Origin of the sequence: Paraburkholderia gardini (assembly GCF_907164575.1) — a bacterium.
Lineage (GTDB): Bacteria > Pseudomonadota > Gammaproteobacteria > Burkholderiales > Burkholderiaceae > Paraburkholderia > Paraburkholderia gardini.
Window position 1 is genome coordinate 19,947 of record NZ_CAJQYY010000024.1, and the last position, 19,878, is coordinate 39,824.

The window sequence follows — 19,878 nt, forward strand, 5'->3', positions numbered from 1 at the left end:
GTTGGCTGAATGGGGCGGCGGACTTGAGGCGATATCAGCGCGAGCGCGGATACGAACCGAGAATCTTCACGAAGGCAGCCTTCTTTTCGAGGTCCGCAAGCGCTTCCACGACAGTTGCGTCGTCGCGATGACCTTCGAAGTCGATGTAGAAGTAGTACTCCCACGTGCCGACGCGGGCCGGCCGCGATTCGAAACGCGTCATCGACACGCCGTGCCGCGCGAGCGGTTCCAGCAGTTTCACGAGCGCACCCGGCTCGTTCTTGACCGACAGGATCAGCGAGGTCTGGTCGTTGCCGCTGACACCCGCCGGTTCCTTGCCGATCATCACGAAGCGCGTGCGGTTGTGCGGATCGTCCTGAATCAGGGCGTAGGCGACCTGCAGGCCGTAATGCGTCGCCGCGCGATCGCCGGCGATGGCCGCGATCGTCGGGTCTTCCGCGGCCATGCGCGCGGCCTCGGCGTTACTCGCCACCGCCTGACGTTCGAGATGCGGCGCGTTGGCCGTGAGCCAGCGCTGGCATTGCGCGAGCGCCTGCGCATGCGCGCAGACGCGTGTCACGCCGGTCAGGCCGCCATTGAGCGACAGCAGGTTGTGATGAATCGGCAACGCAAGCTCGCCACCGATCACAAGCTGCGTCTGCAGCAGCAGATCGAGCGTGCGCGACACGGCGCCTTCCGTCGAATTCTCGACCGGCACGACGCCGAACTCGGCGGCGCCGGCTTCGACCGAACGGAACACTTCGTCGATCGATGGACACGGCAACCCTTCGATCGACTGACCGAAGTACTCGTGCATCGCCTGTTCGCTATAGGTGCCGACCGGCCCGAGATACGCGGCACGGATGGTCTTTTCCAGCGCGCGACTCGCGGCCATGATTTCGCGCCAGATCGCGCTGATGTGATCGTCGGCGAGCGGGCCGTCGCTCATGCCCTGCAGACGCGCGATAACCTGCTGCTCACGTTCCGGGCGAAACACCGGCGCGTTGAAATGCTTCTTCACCTCGCCCACTTCGAGCGCGACCGCGGCCCGCTGGTTGAGGAGCGAGATCAGTTGCGCGTCGATCGCGTCGATGCGGTCGCGCAACGGTTTGAGTCTTGAATTAAGTTCGTCGTCCATGCGTGAAAACGGCCCTGCCGGAGAATACGGGAAAGGATGCGCGCCAGGAATCAGGCGCTGCGTTGTTCGAATTCCTTCAGGTACTCGACGAGCGTCTTGACGCCTTCGAGCGGCACCGCGTTGTATATCGACGCCCGCATGCCGCCAACGGACTTGTGGCCCTTCAGCTGCACCAGCCCGCGCGCTTTCGCGCCGGCCAGGAAATCTTCGTTACGCGACTCGTCGGCGAGGAAAAACGGTACGTTCATCCGCGACCGCGCGTTGCGCTCGACCTTGTTCAGATAGAAACGGCTCGCATCGATCGTGTCGTAAAGCAGCTTCGACTTTTCGAGATTGCGCGCTTCCATGGCGGCAAGGCCGCCCTGCTTCTTCAACCACTTGAACACGAGCCCGGCGATGTAGATCGCATAGGTGGGCGGCGTGTTGTACATCGAATTGTTTTCAGCGACGGTTTTCCATTCGAACGCCGACGGGCAGATCGCGAGCGCGCGATCGAGCATGTCCTCGCGCACGATCACGACCGTGACGCCGGCCATGCCGATGTTCTTCTGCGCGCCGCCGAACAGCACGCTGTACTTGGCGATGTCCATCGGGCGCGACAGGATGTGCGACGACGCATCCGCGACGAGCGGGATATCGCCGAGATCGGGAATTTCGAAGGTTTCGACGCCGTGAATCGTCTCGTTCGTGCACAGATGCACATAAGCCGGATCGTCCGACAGCTTCCATTCCGCCATCGAAGGCACGCGCGTGAAGCCGTCTGCCGTCTGGCCCGACGCGGCAATATGAGCGGCGCCGTACTTCTGCGCTTCCTTCAACGATTTCTGCGACCACGAACCGGTGATGACGAAATCGATGTTCTTGCGAGCGCCAAGCATGTTCATCGGCACGATCGCGTTTTCGCCGAGACCGCCGCCCTGCAGGAACAGGATGCGGTGGCTTGCCGGCACCGCGAGCAGTTCGCGCAGATCCGTGAGCGCCTCTTCATGGATCGACATGAATTCTTTCCCGCGATGGCTCATTTCCATCACGCTCATGCCGCTGCCATTCCAGTCGAGCATTTCAGCCGCCGCCTGGCGCAGCACTTCTTCGGGCATGGCCGCCGGTCCGGCGGAGAAATTAAAGACGCGCATCCTGAAAACCCCAGAAGCAGGCGCGACGCAGAAATTGCGGGATTGCGCGCCTGAAAAGAAAATGGTCGTCTGCGCGTGCGCGCAAACGACCATTATCGCACTGACAGTGGCAACCCGCCAAACCCGGACGCCCTGAGACGCCGTTGTATGGCCGGTCGCGGCAGCGCCGGCTGAGCCTGTCGGCCCGCTTACTTCGCGGCGGCGGCCGGCTTGACCGAAGCAACTTCCTTGTCAGCCTGGTCGCGCGTTGCCTTGATCGATTGCGGCATGTACTTCTGCATCAGACCGTTCACGACGTCGCGGCCCACCTGGTCTTGCACCTGGATGAACTTGCGGCCCGTCGGGCTCTTGTAGAACGACGTCAGATCCTTGATTTCCTGCGTGCTGTAGTACTTCGCGTACGCGTCGTACTGAGCCTGCATCGCGTCCTGGCGGAACGAGTCCGTTGCGAACACCTGACCGGCCGAGTCAACCAGCTTCGGCACCGTGTTCTTTTGCAGCGTCGGGACGGAAGCCTGTTTCTGCTTGTCCGTCAGCGACTTGTTTTCCGACAGGGCGTCCGACAGGATGGCCGGAACCAGCTGCTTTGCCTGCATTTGTGCGCTGTTACCGATTGCACCGACGAGCTTCTGCGCGTCGATCGCGTCCAGCAGATCCTTGATCGCAGCCTGCTTGGCCGAATCAACCGGCGCTGCTGCAGTTGCTGCTGCAGCCGGCGCTGCCTGCTGGGTTTGAAGTGCTTGCGCCATCGCGAAAGTCGGTACGAAAGCGGCCAGCAACATCAACTGTTTGAATCGTTTTTGCATCATTACTCCCCAAGAGAAATAGATCGAACTACCTGCCGCCCGAATCGCGCCGCAACCTCGCAGGTCGGCGCAGATTCATGCGGCTTGCTCATCCGTTATGTACTCAATACCCACGAGGTCAGCGCAGATCAGGCTGCACCGCCCTCTTCACCGTTCGTATCGACATCGGCGGGACCGTCGGCGTCGCCTTCGATTTCGACATCTGCTTCCGCTTCGGCGACCTGCTGGAGACCTGAAAGCTTCGTGCCCTCATCAAGGCTGATGAGTGTAACACCTTGCGTTGCGCGTCCCATCTCACGGATTTCCGACACGCGCGTACGAATCAGCACGCCCGTGTTGGTGATCAGCATGATCTGCGCTTCAGGATCGACCAGCGTCGCGGCGACCACCTTGCCGTTACGCTCCGAGGTCTGGATCGCGATCATGCCCTTTGTGCCGCGGCCATGACGTGTGTACTCGGTAATCGGCGTGCGCTTGCCGAAGCCGTTCTCCGTTGCGGTCAGTACCGACTGCTGCTCGTCGCCAGCAACGAGGAGCGCGATGACCTGCTGCCCGTCGTCCAGCTGCATGCCGCGCACGCCGCGCGCCTCACGGCCCATCGGACGCACGTCGTTTTCGTCGAAGCGCACCGCCTTGCCCGAATCCGAGAACAGCATCACGTCGTGCTGGCCGTCAGTGATCGCGGCGCCGATCAGGTAATCACCGTCGTCGAGACCGACCGCGATAATACCCTTGCGCAGCGGACGGCTGAACGCTTCCAGCGGCGTCTTCTTGACCGTGCCGAGCGCCGTCGCCATGAAGATGAAGCGGTCGGCCGAGAATTCCTTGACCGGCAGCACCACCGTGATCTTCTCGCCGTCCTGCAGCGGGAACATATTGACGATCGGACGGCCGCGCGAGTTCCGCGAGCCCTGCGGCACCTCATACACCTTCACCCAGTACACACGGCCGCGGTTCGAGAAGCACAGGATGTGATCGTGCGTGTTCGCGATGAACAGCGTGTCGATCCAGTCGTCTTCCTTCATCGACGTCGCCTGTTTGCCGCGACCTCCGCGCTTCTGGGCGCGATATTCGGACAACGGCTGCGATTTCACGTAACCCGCGTGCGACATGGTGACGACCATGTCCTGCGGCGTGATCAGGTCCTCGGTGTTCAGCTCGGTCGCGTTCAGCTCGATGCGCGAGCGGCGCGCGTCGCCGAATTCGGCGCGGATCGACGTCAGTTCGTCGACGATGATCGCCGTAATGCGTTCCGGACGCGCGAGGATATCCAGCAGATCGGCGATCTGGGCCATCACTTCGCGGTATTCGCCAATGATCTTGTCCTGCTCGAGACCCGTCAGGCGTTGCAGACGCATCTGCAGGATTTCCTGCGCCTGCACGTCCGACAGACGGTACAGGCCATCCGGCTGCATGCCGAACGCCGGGTTCAGACCATCGGGACGATAGGCTTCACGCCCGCCCGCCGATGCGTTCTCGGTTTCGGCGCGCGACAGCATTTCGCGCACGAGCGACGAATCCCACGGACGCGCCATCAACTCCTGCTTCGCGATCGGCGGCGTCGGCGCGGCCTTGATGATCGCGATGAAGTCGTCGATGTTCGCGAGCGCGACCGCCAGGCCTTCGAGCACGTGGCCGCGTTCACGGGCCTTGCGCAGTTCATATACAGTGCGCCGCGTCAGCACTTCCCGTCGATGCGACAGGAAGCAGGTGAGCATTTCCTTCAGGTTCAGCAGCTTCGGCTGGCCGTCGACGAGCGCGACCATGTTCATGCCGAACGTGTCCTGCAGTTGCGTCGCCTTGTACAGATTGTTGAGGATCACCTCAGGCACTTCGCCGCGCTTCAGCTCGATCACGACGCGCATGCCGCTTTTGTCGGATTCGTCGCGGATATCGGAAATGCCTTCCAGCTTTTTCTCGTTGACGAGCTCGGCGATGCGCTCCAGCAGCGAGCGCTTGTTCACCTGATACGGCAGTTCGTCGACGATGATCGCCATGCGCTGGCCGCGATCGATTTCCTCGAAGTGGGTCGTGGCGCGCATCACGACGCGGCCACGGCCGGTGCGATAGCCGTCGCGCACGCCCGCGACGCCGTAGATGATGCCGGCGGTCGGAAAATCAGGCGCGGGGACGATCTCGATCAGCTCGTCGATCGTGGCTTCCGGGTTTTTCAGCAGATGATGGCAGGCGTCGACAACCTCGTTCAGGTTGTGCGGCGGAATGTTCGTCGCCATCCCGACCGCGATACCGGACGAGCCATTGATCAGAAGATTGGGAATACGCGCCGGCAGAATGGCCGGTTCGTTTTCGCTGCCGTCGTAGTTCGGCTGGAAGTCGACGGTTTCCTTGTCGATGTCGGCGAGCAGCTCATGGCCGATCTTGGCCATGCGGATTTCGGTGTACCGCATCGCCGCGGCGTTGTCGCCATCGACGGAACCGAAGTTACCCTGCCCGTCCACCAGCATGTATCGTAGCGAAAAGTCCTGCGCCATCCGGACGATGGTGTCGTAGACAGCCGTGTCGCCGTGCGGGTGATACTTACCGATCACATCGCCGACGATACGCGCGGACTTCTTGTAGGCGCGGTTCCAGTCGTTGTTCAGCTCGTGCATCGCGTACAGCACGCGCCGGTGGACCGGCTTCAGGCCGTCGCGGACATCAGGGAGCGCACGCCCCACGATCACGCTCATCGCGTAATCGAGATACGAACGGCGCATTTCCTCCTCTAGGGAGATTGGCAGAGTCTCTTTAGCGAATTGATCCATTATCCGTGTCTTTTACATGCAAGGACGGCCACCTGAAACGCACGATAAGCCGGCTTCGCGTAGACGCTGCAGGCGCAACGCATCACGCGATTCTAACATGCCCGGCATCCGCGCCCGACGGGGTCCGTATACCTATTAGGGAGAGGACCGGGAACGGCTCCTGCGTGCCCGACGAGCGGTCTGCCCGGCCGGTAGATTTTTCCGGATACAGACCTGTATCGGAACAAAGCGGACGGACGCAAAAATCCAGCAGTTTCTTTGTTGCGCATGCACCACAATTGGTTGGGGGCAAGAAACAGGGAAGGATTTTTTTATCGTCAGAAGGGAACGATATGGCAAAATGCCAACGCACAAAGAGTTAGACACTGCTCGAAGTCTACACAGCACGTCTTTTGTTCCGCACCGATGTTATACTTCGAGCAATGTATGACTTGTCTTCGTCAACAAGCTCGCAGTAAACCTGCGGTAATCTCAATTTCGAGAGGAGAAATATGAATAAACTTTCAAAGCTCGCGTTCATTGCAGCTACCGCAGTAATGGCTGCATCCGCTTCGGCACAGTCGGTGCCGGCGTCGCGACAAGCCACGAATGACAACTGGGTGAACGGCACCGGCGAATACGTGTGGATGAACGGCACGAACGAGCTTTGCTGGCGCGATGCGTTCTGGACGCCGGCAACGGCTAACGCGAAGTGCGATGGCGCCCTGGTAGCCCAGGCTCCGACCCCGCCGGCTCCGGCGCCTGTCGCGCCGGCTATCACCAGCCAGAAGATTACGTACCAGGCTGATGCCCTGTTCGACTTCGACAAGGCTGTCCTGAAGCCGGCTGGCAAGCAACAACTCGACGAACTCGCATCAAAGATCCAGGGTCTGAACCTGGAAGTCGTGGTCGCAACGGGTTACACGGACCGTATCGGTTCGGACAAGTACAACGACCGTCTGTCGCTGCGTCGTGCACAAGCTGTCAAGGCATACCTGGTCAGCAAGGGCATCGAAGCCAACCGTGTCTACACGGAAGGCAAGGGCAAGCGCAACCCGGTTACGACTGGCTGCAACCAGAAGAACCACAAGCAACTCATCGCCTGCCTCGCACCGGATCGCCGCGTGGAAGTCGAAGTTGTCGGTACTTCGAAGCAGTAAGATTACAGCGTTACCGCAGCATCAAAGCCCCGCTTCGGCGGGGCTTTTTTTATTCCAGACGCCGGTTATCTGTACCGTGCTCACGGGCGGCACCCATTTTCCGCAGGGTTTCTGACTCAGGCGCGCTGCATTGCGCAGCATTTTGCCGCCGGGTTCGACGGCCTATATACTCAGGGTTTATCCTCGCCTGCCCGCTCACCCGCTTTCATCAAGGCCCGAATCCGACATGACCAATGCCGATCCCCACGAATTACAGAAATTCAGCGATCTCGCCCATCGCTGGTGGGACCCGAACGCCGAATTCAAACCGCTGCACGAACTGAATCCAGTCCGGCTCAAATGGATCGACACGCATGCGTCGCTCGCCGGCAAACGCGTGCTGGATATCGGTTGCGGCGGTGGCATCCTGTCGGAATCGATGGCGGGAATGGGGGCGCACGTCAAGGGCATCGATCTCTCGCGCGAGGCGTTGGGCGTCGCGGATCTTCACAGTCTTGAAAGCGGTGTAACCGTAGATTACGAAGAAATCGCCGCGGAGGCGCTCGCTGCCCGCGAACCCGGCACTTACGACGTCGTGACCTGCATGGAAATGCTCGAACACGTGCCCGAGCCGGCAGCCGTGGTAGCCGCGTGCGCGACCCTCGTCAAGCCGGGCGGCAGCGTGTTTTTCTCGACGCTCAATCGCAACGTGAAGTCGTACCTCTTTGCCGTGATCGGCGCGGAATATATTGCGCGCATGCTCCCGAAGGGCACGCACGACTACGCGCGTTTCATCCGTCCGTCCGAACTCGCGGGCTTTGTACGTAGCGCGAGCCTCATCACCGACGACATCAAGGGCATTGTGTACAACCCGCTCAGCAAGCACTTCGCGCTCGCCGACGACACGAGCGTGAACTACATGCTCGCCAGCCGCCGCCCCGCCTGACCGACCCGAAACCTGCGAACACACCTTCATGAGCGACCCCACGCCTCTGCCCCAGCGCGAAGACGACGATGCTGCAACCGGTCTGTGTCAGGCCGTCCTGTTCGACCTTGACGGCACGCTGGCCGATACCGCACCCGACCTCGCCGCGGCGGTCAACAAGATGCGCCACGAGCGCGGGCTCGACATGGTGCCGCTCGACGCGTTGCGCCCGCTCGCATCGGCGGGTGCGCGCGGCCTGATTGGCGGCGCCTTCGGCATTGGTCCGGAGGACCATGAGTTCGCTTCGATGCGCGAGGAGTTTCTCGCCAACTACGAAGCCGATCTGTGTATCGAGACAACCCTGTTCCAGGGCATCGACGCGGTACTCGACGACCTGGACGCACGCGGCATCCGTTGGGGCATCGTGACCAACAAGGCATCGCGCCTGACCGAACCGCTCGTCGCGCAACTGGGTCTCGAGGAGCGCGCGGTCTGCGTGGTCAGCGGTGATACGACGCCTCACTCGAAGCCCCATCCCGCGCCGCTCCTGCACGCGGCGCAGGAAATGGCGATCCCGCCCGAGCGTGTCGTCTACGTCGGCGACGATCTGCGCGACGTGCAGGCGGGGTTTGCCGCCGGCATGGTCACGGTGGCCGCCGCGTACGGCTATTGCGGCAACGACCTGCCGCCCGCGAAATGGCACGCGAGGCACGTCGTCCAGTCGACTGCCGAATTGCAACGCCTGTTGCGCGACATCACCTGATATCGAACAGGTCGCCGTGGTCGGAGACAGGACCGCGTTTGGGTTTGCGGTGGCAAATCCCCCTGTGGCGCGGAGGCATCAAGCGGGGATCCCGGCCTGGATTGCAGAGAAGCCGTGACGCAGGAGTCGCCGTATTGTAAGATGGGGATTGACCTGCATATGCAGGTCATCCGACCGCGGGGGCGACCTGGTTTCGACAGGGGTTGCGAAGCGGCCAGGGCATACCGAGGCCCCGTAACCTCGTAAATCAGCGGGAAAAACGTAACTGCAAACGACGAAACGTTCGCACTGGCAGCCTAAGGGCCGCCGTCCTCTGCCTGGCTCACTGACGGGTTAGAGTCGCAAGACCGGTAGCAATACCGACAGAGGTCATATACGTCAGTTAAGCCTTGTCGGCGTCACGACGCCAAGGTCGAAAATCCAGTGAATCGCTGTACCGAAGCGTGTTCGTCCGCGTCGGTCCGGTTAAATCAAAAGATAGAACTAAGTATGTAGAACTGGTCGTAGAGTGCTTCTGGACGCGGGTTCGATTCCCGCCGCCTCCACCAGAAAACACCCGGTAACAAGCAGCAACAGTCAGTATCAGCAGATCAACAAGAGCCCCACCCAGTTCGCGCTGCGTGGGGCTTTCTGTTACGCGCTCTCAAACGCGATGCATCAGTGAGAAGACGCTGGGAACTCCGCTCGTGCCGGTGCAACCTGAGGCGCGCGCAGTGGCTGCCGCGGCGCGCCATTCGCCGCGGAGACCAGCAACGTATTGACGCTCGCCACTTCGTCAAACGTGAGGGCGGCCGTCGCGGCCTTCAGTTGCAGGAGCGCCATGATCGTCTCGTATCGTGCGCGGATCAGGTCACGCCGGTTTGCGTAGAACGTGTCGGCGGCACGCAGCACGTCGGTGCTGTCGCGACTGCCCACCTTGTAGCCAATCTGCGTCGCGGCAAACGCAGCGCTCGATGTCCTCGCAAGACGCGCCAGCGCGTCGACGCGCGCGGCGCCCGAGCGAAGGCGCATCCAGTTTTCACGCGCGCTCGCGCCAGCCTGGCGGATCGCCGAGGTCAGGTCGTCCTGCGCCTTGTCCTCCAGCGCGACCGTCTCGTCGACGCGTGCCTCCGTTTCGCCGCCCTCGAAAAACGGAATGCTCACTGACAGCATCGCCGTCGTGGTGGTCGTCGGGCGTGCGTAACCGGAACCGGCGCCTGCCGGCGTATGGCTCGCCGTGAGGTTGACCGTCGGCAGATGCGCGGCGCGGGCCTTTTCGACCTCGAGTTTCGCGATGCGCCAGTCGATCTGTTTCAACTGCACCTGATAGTCGTGAGCCTGCGCCTGGTTTGCCCACGCGTCGATGTCGTCCGGTTCGACGCGCGGCATCGTGACCGGATCGGCCAGCCGTGACAGCGAGGTGAAGGGCTGGCCGGTCGCCTGCTCCAGCGCGAGCCGGCTCAGCTGCAACGCGTTGCCCGCGTCCTGCTGCTGCAGATGCGCCTGCAGCACACCCGACTCGGCTTCGCGTAAATCGATCACCGTCGCTTCGCCGGCTAGCTGCCTGCGGCGCAGCTGGGTCAGATGTGTATCGAGCGCGGCGGCATAGTCGTTTGCCCGCGCGAGTTCATCCTCGGCGGCGAGTTCGTCGAAGTACGCGCGCGCGGCCTTCAGGATCGACGCCTGCTGCGCCTGCGCGACCTCGGTGGCGCCGCGTGCCTCGATGAAGTCCGCCTGCCGGTAAGTCGTCCAGCGGCTCCAGTCGAACACCGGTTGCGTCAGGCTCACCGTCCAGCCGTTCTGCCAGTACGTGGTGGTCGGGAAGTCTTCGGTGGCGATACGGTTATACGCACGGCCCCAGCCGCCTTCCACGCGCGGCAGCAACTGAGCGCGCGCCTTCGGTATCGCCTGATGCGCGGCGCGTGCGCCCGCGCGCGTCGCCGCGAGCTCCGCATCGTGATCGGTGGTCTGCTCGACGACGGTCAGCAGATCGGCCGCCCGTACGCACTGAACACCCGCGACGATCGCCAGCGCGACCAGCACCATGCGCTTATTCATGAGGGGCCACCTCGCTACGAGCATCACAACAGTCGAGATCGCGCACGAGCACGCCGTCGACCAGCCGGTAGCGCACATCGAATGCCGATGCGAGCGACATGTCGTGTGTGATCACCACGATCGTGCGATCGAGACGCTGCAACAACGCGACGATATGCTGGACCGACACGGGATCGAGATTCGACGTCGGTTCGTCGAGCAGCAGCAGTTCGCGCGGCTGGTAAAGCGCGCGCGCCAGCAGCAGGCGCTGCCGCTGGCCGGCGGAAATATTCGCGATCGTGTCGCTGATCACCGTACGCGTGCGCATCGGCAGACGCATCACGTCGGCAAGCAGACCGACGTCATCGAGCAGCGCGTGAATGCGTGCTTCGTCCGCGTTGCCCGCGAAGAGCGAAATGTTTTCGGCAATCGAGCCATGCAGGATCAGGTCGCCCTGACGCATATGCACAGCGTGTCGCCGGATTTCGTCGACGGTCAGATTCGGCCACGCGATGCCATTCAGCGTGATCTGCCCTTCCTGCAACGGTTCGGCGGCGGCGAGCAGCTTGAAGAGCGTCGACTTGCCGCTGCCGGATGAGCCGATGATCACGATCTTGTCGCCCTTGTTGATCGTGAGATTCGCGCCCTTCAGCACCGGCTGGTCCGAAACGCCGTAGCGAAACGTCACGTCGCGCACGTCGATCTGCCCGAACGTGCGGACCTCGACAGTTCGATGGACGTCGCTGGCGGGCGTATACCGCTCGCCTTCGCAGTCGACGATGTCGCCCACGCGCGCAACCGGCACGCTCAACATGAAATACTCGAACAGCGCATTGATCGACGCAGCCAGTCGCTCCGACAGCAACGACTTGTAGATCAGGAACGAATAGAACACGCCGACCGAGATCGCGCCGCCCAGCATCAGCCGCGCCGCGAACCAGGTGATCGCGATCATGTCGGCGTAGTTCACCAGTTTGAGAATGGCGTCGCGCGCGCTCGCAAGACGGCCGCCATGAACGAGCGCGGCGACATACGCGCGGTACTTCGCCATGAACATCGCGGTGCGCCGCGTTTCGCCCTGCGACAGCTTGATAAGCGACGCGGCACGGATCGTCTCGATCAACGTATCGTCGCAGCGCGCGGATTCTTCGAGTACGAGCGCGTGCGTGTCGCGCATGCCCGCGAAGAGCGCGTACGAAACCATCACATAGAACGCAAAAATCACCAGGGCAATGGCCGTCAGTTGCGGGCTTTGCACGAGCATCAACGCGAGTGCCAGCACGCCGACGACCAGATTGATGCCAAGCGAAATCAGGGTGCGCGTGGCGAAGATACTGATTTCATCCTGCGCCTTGACCCGCGCGAACAGATCGCCCACGTGACGTTTTTCGAAGTACGACACCGGATTGCGCAGCAGATGCGCGAGTATTCCCTCGGTCATGTTCATCTGCACGAAACCGTGCAGCAGCTCGACAAGGTACGTCTGCACGAAATGACTCAGTGCGCCCGTGACGAAAATCGCGCTGAACGTCACGATCAGGATGTTGAGCAGGTTCAGGTTATCGGCGGCGACAACATCGTCGAGCACGAGATTGCCGAGATACGGCATTGCGAGAATCGCGAACTGGCTGCCGAGCGCGACGAACATCACCTTCGCGATCTGCGCCTTGAGTTGCGGATTGAGCGCGCGCACCCGGGCAAGCGCCGCGGGCACGTGCGAGCGGCTGCGCACGCGGGGCATCGATGGCGTCGGTGCGCATTCGAGCAGATAACCGGACACGCTCGCGATGAACGTTTCCATCGATATGCGTCGCCGGCCGCTTGCCGGATCGATCACCTGCACATAGCCGCGTCCGCACTTCTCGAAAACGACGAAATGCGCGCCGCCAAAGTGGAGGATCGAGCCGCGCTTGACGGTGGGCAGATCGGACGTGCCGAAGCGGTACGCCTGCACGGCAAGGCCAAATTCGACAGCGACGTCGTACAGGTCCATCAGCGAAAGACCATTGGACGAGATTGGGCTGAACGCCTGAAGCTCGCGCACTTCCGTCGCGCGGCCAAAGTGCGACAGCACCATCGCGAGACAGGCGTAGCCGCATTCGGCCACTTCGTTTTGATAGATCGCGCGCACGGTTATCCCCTCAGCATGCGGAAGAACGGCGCCAGCACCCATTCGGCAATCGTCCGGCGTTCGATCACGATGCTCGCGGTCGCCGACATGCCGGGCAGGATCTCGAAGTGCTGCCGCTCGAAGTCGAAGGTGTGGCCACGCAACGTGGCCCACGCCATGTAATCGCCTTCCGGCGCGCGCGGCTCGGACGCGCCCGAAGGCGGCGACATCGGCGAGCGCACCGTCGTGCGCGAAATCGAATCGATGCGCGCCTCGTAGCTGCCGAATTTCGCGTACGGAAACGCGTCGAACTTGAGCCGCACGGTCTGCCCTTCGCGCACAAAGCCGCGACGGCGCGAAGGAATGCGCAGCGCGGCGCGCAACGCGCCGCCCTCGCCGGTCACGATGACGAGCGCTACATCGGATGCGGCAAGCGTTCGCCCCGCCACCAGCCCCGAAAACGACACCGTGCCTGCGCGCGGCGCGGAGATCGTCATGTTTTGCCGGTTCTGCTCGAACCGCATGCGAAGGTCCTGAAGATCGCGCGCATGCCGCGCGTCGAGTTCCTTCAGCTGGGCGTCGATCCCGGCCTGCGCGCTTCTTGCCGTGCCGAGTTCCGCCACGAGTTGCTGCCGCCGCGCGGTGCTCTGCGCGACCACGACTTTCGCCTGATGCGTGTCGGCCTTCGCCTGTTCGATGCGGTCGGCGGTGACGTACTCGGACACCGACTCGAGCCGCGACAGCTTGTGCGCCGATTCATCGACGAGTTGCCGGTTCTGGGCCAGTTGCTCGTCGAGCGACGACATCTCCGCGCGCCGGCTGGCTTCGGTCAGTTGCGACGTCTCGCGTTGCACAGACAGTTCCGCCTTGCGCTGGCGATACTGCGCTTCGGTCGAAGCGATCTGTTCGTCACGCATGTGTTCGTCGAACATGGGACGCGGACGGCCATCGCTGGCGAGCGACAGATCCCGCTCGAGCCTGAAGAGCGGCGCACCCAGCGCGACGCGTTCGGCCTGATGCACGTAGATATCCGCGACGAGGCCTTCGAGGCCCTGAATCTTGATTTCCGACGGCGACACGATCTCCGCGCGCACGTCCTGTTTCAGTTCGACTTCGTGGAAAAACGCGAACGCCGTCGCGACGGTCACGAGCGCCGACGTCGCATAGGCGATCCAGCGCCATGAGACGTCCTTGAATTGAGGGAGATCGATGGGTTCCATAACCTGTTGTGCGGAATGCCGGCTTCTGACCGGCGTGGACGCCTTGCCTGAATTCACGCGCGCGGCATGCCGCGCCTGGCAGGACAGCGCAAGCGCAGCGCGCCTAACGCGTTGGCGCGAAGGCGTACATCGACGGATTGACCGCGACGAGCGAGTGAAGAAAGTTATCGATGAGCGCGGTCTCGATGTAGCCGGCAAGCTGCTGCGGCGCGCCCTCGCCGGCCAGCGTCAGCGGCTCGAACAGTTCGGCGCTGAAGCGTCCCGCGTCGAAGCGCAGATAGAACGGCAGCAAGGTTGCGTCGAACTGTGTACCGAGGCGAAACACGCCGTTATGAATCCGCGCGGGACGCCCGAACATCGAAACACCCACGGTTTCCATCGGATAGCGGTGCAACGCGAACGGCGGCACGTCGGCGAACAGCACCGCGACGCCCGTGCGCCTCAACGCCCGCGCAACGCGCAGGCCGAGCCCGTTGCGATCGCCATCGCCGTAGGTGTAGAGCACATCCACGCCAGGAATCAGGGCGTCGTCATCGCCATACATGTCCCGTGGCACAGCCGAGACGACAGCAATCGTTTCGAGACCCAGCGCGACGCGCAATGCGTCGACCACGTAGATGTTCGCGTACTGGGACACATAGTGAAACGGCGACACGATGACCGGACGTTTCGGATCGATGGCCTTCAGACGCCGGATCTCACTCGCGAGCCGGGCAGCGACCGCGTGAAGTTCAGGCCACACTTCAACGCCACGCGACAGCCTGCCGTAATAGATACGCTGATCGATCAGACGCTCGCGCGTGCTGCTCGCGGCGACACGCCGTCTGTCGAACGGCGCGGACCCGAGTACATCGCGGCCAATCTCACAACGCATTTCGCCATGACAACGCGCACGCGCGTCGGCAAAACCGCGTATGCGTGAACCGGCGAGCGCGAGTGGTTCGATTGCCGCAGCCGGAAGCCGCGCCACCAGTGCGCCTCGCAGGTAAAGCGGCCAGCGCCTGATGCTGTTGCGCAACGCAACCCGCAATCTGGCGACCGCGCTTTGCGACCAGATGTGCATCAACATGGGAATGGCGTCAACATGAAGACGGCCCCTCGGGGGGCCGTCCTGTCAGCTACGCGAAGCTCAGGCTACCGGCTTCGACGGCGTGGGTTTGCTCGCCGCCTTTGCCGGAGCGGAGCAGCACTTGCAGCAACCGCCTGCGACAGCTGCCCTGGCCAGTTCGGTGCGTTCGATCTTTTGCATTTCAGTTACCTCATTGATGATGGGTTATTTTCCTTCACTCGAAACGGATATTCATATTCGAGCGACGCGAATCATAGCCCGGGATTTTTTTAATATAAAACGGCATGACCTTTATTTACATTGACCTGTTTGTATTAAAAAAACCAGTCCGCGAAACGATCGCATCTCGCAAATCCCGGGTACAGCTTTTTAACGAAGTCACGTGCAGCGCTCACCGGCAGCGCCACGGCAGGTCTGTTGCGCGGCCCCACGCAGGAAACACACAATAAATGAATCAGGAATAGTTCCCGGTCATCAATAAGGAATTCAAAGCAGGATCAGGCACTTCCGTCAGATGAAGTTCCAGAATTAATTATCAGGCAGGCAAACGAAAATAAACTACGCCATGCGGGAAAAACCCCACGCAGAAAATCAGATATTCCGACACCGGATATAAAAACCACGACGGACGGAATAATCTCCCACCGGCACCCGTTTATCGGGAACACGCGACGCTCTCGTCACGTGCCGTTCTCCCTGAACACCTAAACTCCATCACAGAACGTCCACAACAGGAGATCACATCATGCGCAAGACGATGTTTTTGCTCGCCCTTCTCGCGATCCAGCAGACCGCTTTCGCCGAGATGCCCAAAGCCGTCGATGGCCATTTCGTCGACGAAGACGGCATGACGCTCTACACGTTCGACAAGGACACGACGCCTGGCAAAAGCGCCTGCATGGGCGGCTGCGCGACGGCGTGGCCGGCCGCGATGGCTGACTCGTACGACAAGCCTTCGGGCGACTGGACGGTGATTCCGTCAGCCGATGGCAAGAAGCAGTGGGCGTATAAAGGCAAGCCGGTGTATCGCTTCGCGAAAGACACCAGGGCGGGGGATATGAAGGGCGACGGCTTCAAGGACATGTGGCACACGGCAAAGCCGTGATGCGGTCTGAAGCAGGCTGAAGGGATCCGTTTTGCCCACACGCCGCGATATGCACATTCGCGGCGTCGCAACACATTACTCGTCGTCAGGGCACTGCAGGTTGCAGCCGTTCGGATCGCCGTTGTCGCCCTTGCGGCGACGCGCCGACGGGGTGTCCTTCTGATACTTCTTCGAAGGCGCCGATGCGGCGAACGGCATCTGCGGATGCTCCTTCAGACGGAACTGGTCCTGCAGGATGCCGCCGGGCACACCCGGCGAGTTCTGCGCGAACGCAACTGAAACGGTACCGAAAAGTGCGCCGACGGAGATCGCGGCGGCGCACACATTGATCAGGAATTTCATAGGAACTCGGCGCGTCGTGACACGCGCGTGAAGCGGGCTGCGAAGCGTAGAGAGTATCGCAAACCGCGCCGCGATGCAGCGGCCACGCGCGCCGCGGATGTTACGCGCGCTTACGCGGCCACGCCGCTCAATCCCTCATCGAGCTCGAAGACCTCGCCGCAGTACAGCGGATCGTAGCCTTCCAGCCGCGCGACGCAGTCGCGAAACGTGGTGCTACGCAGGAGCGCGGCCACGGCGGCGAGCGGCGCGCGCGCGAGCGCCTGCCGCTCGCAGGCGAAATAATAGTCCTCGTGGACCACGGGCACGAAGTCGAGCCCGAAATGATGCGCGGCGGGCTCGACGCCGAAGCCCACATCAGCCATTCCGCTCGCCACGAACGCCGCGATCGCCGAGTGCGTCAGTTCCGCCGATGCATAGCCGTTTACGCGATCCGGATCGATATCGATGCGCCGCAACGCGAGATCGAGCAGCATCCGCGTGCCCGATCCCGGCTGACGGTTGACGAAGCGGATGTCGTCACGCCCAAGATCGGTCAGGCCAACGATTCCCTTCGGATTACCCTTCGCGAGAAAGAGGCCCTGCTGGCGCATCGTGAGATGCACCAGCACATGTCGCTGCGGATCGAGCCAGCCTCTATATGCATCGGCGCACGCCTCGCGAAACTCGCCGCGCGGCAGGTGAAAGCCCGCCAGATCGCATTCGCCGCGAGCAAGCGCCGTCACCGATTCGCCGCTGTCGCGGTATTTGATTTCGACGGCGATATCGCGCGTCACCAGTTCGGTCACGAGCGCCGCGACCGCATAACCGTGCGACGCGTGAATCCGGACGTTGTCGGTGGGCGGCGCGAGCCAGCGGTTCAGGTCGCTCGCGACCTCACTCGCCAGCGCCTGCATGTTGCCGTCGAGCCGCTCGCCACACAGACGCTGCGCACGCAGCACTGCCTGACCCAGCTCTGACAGCACCGAACCCCGGCCGCGCTCCTTGGCGATCAACGCACCGCCGAGCCGCTCCTCGATTGAGCGGAGTAAACCCCACGCATGACGGTAGGACAAACCCTTAAGCGTGGCGGCCTGCGAAATGCTGCCGGATTCATCGACGAGCGCCAGAAGCGGCACGACGTCCGTCAGACTGGCCTCCCGGCCGTCCAGATCGCGCATCACGAGTTGCGCCTGGCATTCAATTTTGATCATGAGCTCGTATATGCAACAACGTTTCCTATTGCGGCAGACGGGTTGTCCACCTATCTTTCTATACAGATATACCAGATACACGAAAGCATAGATGCACACATTATGAATAACAAGTGCATATTTGACTCTGGAGGAGCCCCCACTTGAACAATACAAATACCGTCGTGCCCGAAGAGGTCGTCCAGCGTCATGCGCGGCCGGGGATGTCGTTGCTGGCCATCCTGCACGCAATCCAGGACGAAACCGGATTCGTGCCGCCCGAAGTCGTCGGGCCGCTCGCGAAGGCGCTGAACCTGTCGCGCGCCGAAGTGCACGGCGTCATCAGCTACTACCACCACTTCCGCACGCAGCCCGCCGCGCGTGTCACGGTGCAACTGTGCCGCGCTGAAGCATGCCGCAGCATGGGCACCGAAGCGCTCGCGAAACATATCGAAGCGCGCACCGGCTGCCGCTTCGACGCGGATCACAGCCACGGCGATGCGGTCGGGCTGGAATCGGTGTATTGCCTCGGCCAGTGCGCGCTGTCGCCGGCGATGATGGTCAACGACACGCTGCACGCGAAAGTCACGCCGGAAAAATTCGATGCGATCCTTGCCGCCGCCAGCCAGTGTGTGGAGGAAACGGTATGACGCGCATCTTTATTCCCTGCGATTCCTCGGCACTCGCGCTCGGCGCGGAAGCCATCGCTGAAGCCATCGCAGCAGAGGCCACGCGTCGCGGCATCGCGATCGAGGTGGTGCGCAACGGCTCGCGTGGTCTGCTCTATCTCGAACCGCTCATCGAAGTGGAAACGTCCGCGGGCCGCGTCGGTTACGCGAACGTCGAGGCAGCCGATGTCGCGTCGCTGTTCGATGCGGGCTTTATCGAAGGCAACGCGCACGCGCGGCATGTGGGCGTGGTCGACGAGATTCCGTATCTGAAGAAGCAGCAGCGCCTGACGTTCGCGCGCATCGGCATCACCGATCCGCTGTCGACGGAAGATTACGTCGCGCATGGCGGTATCGAAGGTCTGAAGCAGGCGCTCGCGATGGACGGCGCCGCCGCCTGCGACGCGCTGATCGAATCGGGCCTGCGCGGGCGCGGCGGCGCGGCGTTCCCGGCCGGCATCAAATGGCGCACGGTGCGCGCGGCGCTCGCGGACCAGAAGTACATCGTCTGCAACGCCGACGAAGGCGATTCCGGCACGTTCTCCGATCGTCTCGTGATGGAAAGCGATCCGTACGTGCTGATCGAAGGGATGATCATCGCGGGCATCGTGACGGGCGCAACCGTCGGTCATATCTATGTGCGCAGCGAGTATCCGCATTCGATCGCCACGCTCGAAGCGGCGATCGTGAAAGCGCGCGCCGCCGGCTGGCTCGGCGACAGCGTGCTCGGCTCGGCGCACCGCTTCGAGCTGTTCGTCGCGAAGGGCGCGGGCTCTTACGTGTGCGGCGAGGAAACCGCGATGCTCGAATCGCTCGAAGGCAAACGCGGCATCGTGCGCGCGAAGCCGCCGCTGCCTGCGCTCGCGGGCCTCTTCGGCAAGCCGACCGTGATCAACAACGTGATCACGCTCGCGACGGTGCCGATCATCTTCGCGAAGGGCGCAGCGTTCTACAAGGACTTCGGCATGGGCCGCTCGCGCGGCACGCTGCCGTTCCAGATCGCGGGCAACGTCAAACAGGGCGGCCTCGTCGAACTGGCGTTCGGCGTGACACTGCGCGAACTGCTCTACGACTACGGCGGCGGCACGGCGAGCGGTCGTCCGGCACGCGCCGTCCAGGTCGGCGGCCCGCTCGGCACGTATCTGCCCGAAAGCCAGTGGGATATCCCGATGGATTACGAGGCCTACGCGGCGGTCGGCGCGGTGGTCGGTCACGGCGGTCTCGTCGTGCACGACGACACGTCGAATCTCGCCGACCTCGCGCAATACGCGATGCACTTCTGCGCGATCGAATCGTGCGGCAAATGCACGCCGTGCCGGATCGGCTCGACGCGCGGCGTCGAAGTGATCGACCGCATCCGCAACGGCGACACCTCGACGAAACAGGTGCAACTGCTGCGCGACCTGTGCGACACGATGGTGGCGGGCTCGCTTTGCGCAATGGGCGGCATGACGCCCTTCCCGGTGCTGTCCGCACTCGACCATTTCCCCGAAGACTTCGGTCTCGACACCGCGCCGAAAGCGGCCGCGGCCTGACGATGGAGCCCCACAAT

Annotated in this window: 16 protein-coding genes and 1 other RNA gene; 7 read left to right on the forward strand and 10 right to left on the reverse strand. The window is 62.5% G+C overall.

Annotated features, from left to right (window positions below; all coding sequences use genetic code 11):
* Positions 1-34: 34 nt before the first annotated feature.
* The 4 genes from pheA to gyrA form a co-directional block, all read right to left on the reverse strand.
* On the reverse strand, positions 35-1,117 hold the full coding sequence (gene pheA / locus LPA34_RS19350) for a prephenate dehydratase (protein ID WP_228981218.1): 1,083 nt from the start codon (positions 1,115-1,117) through the stop codon (positions 35-37).
* Between the two features lie 50 nt (positions 1,118-1,167).
* Complete coding sequence (serC, locus tag LPA34_RS19355; protein WP_228981219.1) at positions 1,168-2,250, reverse strand: 3-phosphoserine/phosphohydroxythreonine transaminase; 1,083 nt, start codon at positions 2,248-2,250, stop codon at positions 1,168-1,170.
* A 188-nt stretch (positions 2,251-2,438) separates the two neighbouring features.
* A complete protein-coding gene (locus LPA34_RS19360) occupies positions 2,439-3,056 on the reverse strand; it encodes a DUF2059 domain-containing protein (protein ID WP_228981320.1) in 618 nt (205 codons plus the stop codon).
* 128 nt (positions 3,057-3,184) lie between these two features.
* Positions 3,185-5,821: a DNA gyrase subunit A gene (gene gyrA / locus LPA34_RS19365; RefSeq protein WP_228981220.1), complete on the reverse strand. Its 2,637-nt coding sequence runs from the start codon at positions 5,819-5,821 to the stop codon at positions 3,185-3,187.
* Positions 5,822-6,312: 491 nt separating this feature from the next.
* Here gyrA and ompA point away from each other — a divergent pair, with 491 nt between their 5' ends.
* From ompA to ssrA, 4 genes are all read left to right on the forward strand, one after another.
* Complete coding sequence (ompA, locus tag LPA34_RS19370; RefSeq protein ID WP_228981222.1) at positions 6,313-6,960, forward strand: outer membrane protein OmpA; 648 nt, start codon at positions 6,313-6,315, stop codon at positions 6,958-6,960.
* Positions 6,961-7,186: 226 nt separating this feature from the next.
* Complete coding sequence (gene ubiG, locus LPA34_RS19375) at positions 7,187-7,885, forward strand: bifunctional 2-polyprenyl-6-hydroxyphenol methylase/3-demethylubiquinol 3-O-methyltransferase UbiG (protein ID WP_228981223.1); 699 nt, start codon at positions 7,187-7,189, stop codon at positions 7,883-7,885.
* A 28-nt stretch (positions 7,886-7,913) separates the two neighbouring features.
* A complete protein-coding gene (locus tag LPA34_RS19380; RefSeq protein WP_228981225.1) occupies positions 7,914-8,627 on the forward strand; it encodes an HAD family hydrolase in 714 nt (237 codons plus the stop codon).
* A 178-nt stretch (positions 8,628-8,805) separates the two neighbouring features.
* Positions 8,806-9,175, forward strand: a transfer-messenger RNA (tmRNA) gene (gene ssrA, locus LPA34_RS19385).
* 109 nt (positions 9,176-9,284) lie between these two features.
* On the opposite strand, the gene LPA34_RS19390 is transcribed toward ssrA, so the two are convergent.
* From LPA34_RS19390 to LPA34_RS19405, 4 genes are all read right to left on the reverse strand, one after another.
* Positions 9,285-10,664 carry a TolC family outer membrane protein gene (locus LPA34_RS19390; protein WP_228981227.1) on the reverse strand — a complete coding sequence of 460 codons (1,380 nt, stop codon included), beginning with the start codon at positions 10,662-10,664 and terminating at the stop codon, positions 9,285-9,287.
* Positions 10,657-12,774, reverse strand: a complete 2,118-nt coding sequence (locus LPA34_RS19395; RefSeq protein ID WP_228981229.1) for a peptidase domain-containing ABC transporter — start codon at positions 12,772-12,774, stop codon at positions 10,657-10,659. Before LPA34_RS19395 ends, LPA34_RS19390 begins: the two co-directional genes overlap by 8 nt.
* Before the next feature lie 2 nt (positions 12,775-12,776).
* Entirely contained in the window at positions 12,777-13,973 is a 1,197-nt protein-coding gene (locus LPA34_RS19400; protein ID WP_228981230.1) for an HlyD family secretion protein, read from the reverse strand.
* A 103-nt stretch (positions 13,974-14,076) separates the two neighbouring features.
* The gene (locus tag LPA34_RS19405) at positions 14,077-15,042 is read right to left on the reverse strand and encodes a lysophospholipid acyltransferase family protein (protein ID WP_228981232.1); all 966 of its coding nucleotides are present in this window, start codon (positions 15,040-15,042) and stop codon (positions 14,077-14,079) included.
* A 745-nt stretch (positions 15,043-15,787) separates the two neighbouring features.
* Here LPA34_RS19405 and LPA34_RS19410 point away from each other — a divergent pair.
* Complete coding sequence (locus LPA34_RS19410; protein WP_228981234.1) at positions 15,788-16,147, forward strand: COG4315 family predicted lipoprotein; 360 nt, start codon at positions 15,788-15,790, stop codon at positions 16,145-16,147.
* A 75-nt stretch (positions 16,148-16,222) separates the two neighbouring features.
* On the opposite strand, the gene LPA34_RS19415 is transcribed toward LPA34_RS19410, so the two are convergent.
* Both LPA34_RS19415 and LPA34_RS19420 read right to left on the reverse strand, forming a co-directional pair.
* Positions 16,223-16,489 carry a hypothetical protein gene (locus tag LPA34_RS19415; RefSeq protein ID WP_228981235.1) on the reverse strand — a complete coding sequence of 89 codons (267 nt, stop codon included), beginning with the start codon at positions 16,487-16,489 and terminating at the stop codon, positions 16,223-16,225.
* Between the two features lie 110 nt (positions 16,490-16,599).
* On the reverse strand, positions 16,600-17,679 hold the full coding sequence (locus LPA34_RS19420) for a substrate-binding domain-containing protein (RefSeq protein ID WP_228981236.1): 1,080 nt from the start codon (positions 17,677-17,679) through the stop codon (positions 16,600-16,602).
* A 143-nt stretch (positions 17,680-17,822) separates the two neighbouring features.
* On the opposite strand from LPA34_RS19420, the gene LPA34_RS19425 reads away from it, so the two are divergent.
* Both LPA34_RS19425 and LPA34_RS19430 read left to right on the forward strand, forming a co-directional pair.
* Entirely contained in the window at positions 17,823-18,308 is a 486-nt protein-coding gene (locus LPA34_RS19425; RefSeq protein WP_267478176.1) for an NAD(P)H-dependent oxidoreductase subunit E, read from the forward strand.
* Entirely contained in the window at positions 18,305-19,861 is a 1,557-nt protein-coding gene (locus tag LPA34_RS19430; protein ID WP_228981237.1) for a formate dehydrogenase beta subunit, read from the forward strand. The genes LPA34_RS19425 and LPA34_RS19430 overlap by 4 nt, the downstream gene beginning before the upstream one ends.
* Positions 19,862-19,878 lie beyond the last annotated feature (17 nt).

Excerpts from the sequence above, each read along its gene's own strand:
- LPA34_RS19400 (WP_228981230.1), bottom strand. The coding sequence starts at position 13,973 with ATGGAACCCATCGATCTCCCTCAATTCAAGGACGTCTCATGGCGCTGG.
- gyrA (WP_228981220.1), bottom strand. The coding sequence starts at position 5,821 with ATGGATCAATTCGCTAAAGAGACTCTGCCAATCTCCCTAGAGGAGGAA.
- ompA (WP_228981222.1), top strand. The coding sequence starts at position 6,313 with ATGAATAAACTTTCAAAGCTCGCGTTCATTGCAGCTACCGCAGTAATG.
- LPA34_RS19380 (WP_228981225.1), top strand. The coding sequence starts at position 7,914 with ATGAGCGACCCCACGCCTCTGCCCCAGCGCGAAGACGACGATGCTGCA.
- LPA34_RS19405 (WP_228981232.1), bottom strand. The coding sequence starts at position 15,042 with ATGTTGATGCACATCTGGTCGCAAAGCGCGGTCGCCAGATTGCGGGTT.
- pheA (WP_228981218.1), bottom strand. The coding sequence starts at position 1,117 with ATGGACGACGAACTTAATTCAAGACTCAAACCGTTGCGCGACCGCATC.
- LPA34_RS19410 (WP_228981234.1), top strand. The coding sequence starts at position 15,788 with ATGCGCAAGACGATGTTTTTGCTCGCCCTTCTCGCGATCCAGCAGACC.
- LPA34_RS19360 (WP_228981320.1), bottom strand. The coding sequence starts at position 3,056 with ATGCAAAAACGATTCAAACAGTTGATGTTGCTGGCCGCTTTCGTACCG.
- LPA34_RS19415 (WP_228981235.1), bottom strand. The coding sequence starts at position 16,489 with ATGAAATTCCTGATCAATGTGTGCGCCGCCGCGATCTCCGTCGGCGCA.
- LPA34_RS19430 (WP_228981237.1), top strand. The coding sequence starts at position 18,305 with ATGACGCGCATCTTTATTCCCTGCGATTCCTCGGCACTCGCGCTCGGC.
- LPA34_RS19390 (WP_228981227.1), bottom strand. The coding sequence starts at position 10,664 with ATGAATAAGCGCATGGTGCTGGTCGCGCTGGCGATCGTCGCGGGTGTT.
- serC (WP_228981219.1), bottom strand. The coding sequence starts at position 2,250 with ATGCGCGTCTTTAATTTCTCCGCCGGACCGGCGGCCATGCCCGAAGAA.
- LPA34_RS19420 (WP_228981236.1), bottom strand. The coding sequence starts at position 17,679 with ATGATCAAAATTGAATGCCAGGCGCAACTCGTGATGCGCGATCTGGAC.
- ubiG (WP_228981223.1), top strand. The coding sequence starts at position 7,187 with ATGACCAATGCCGATCCCCACGAATTACAGAAATTCAGCGATCTCGCC.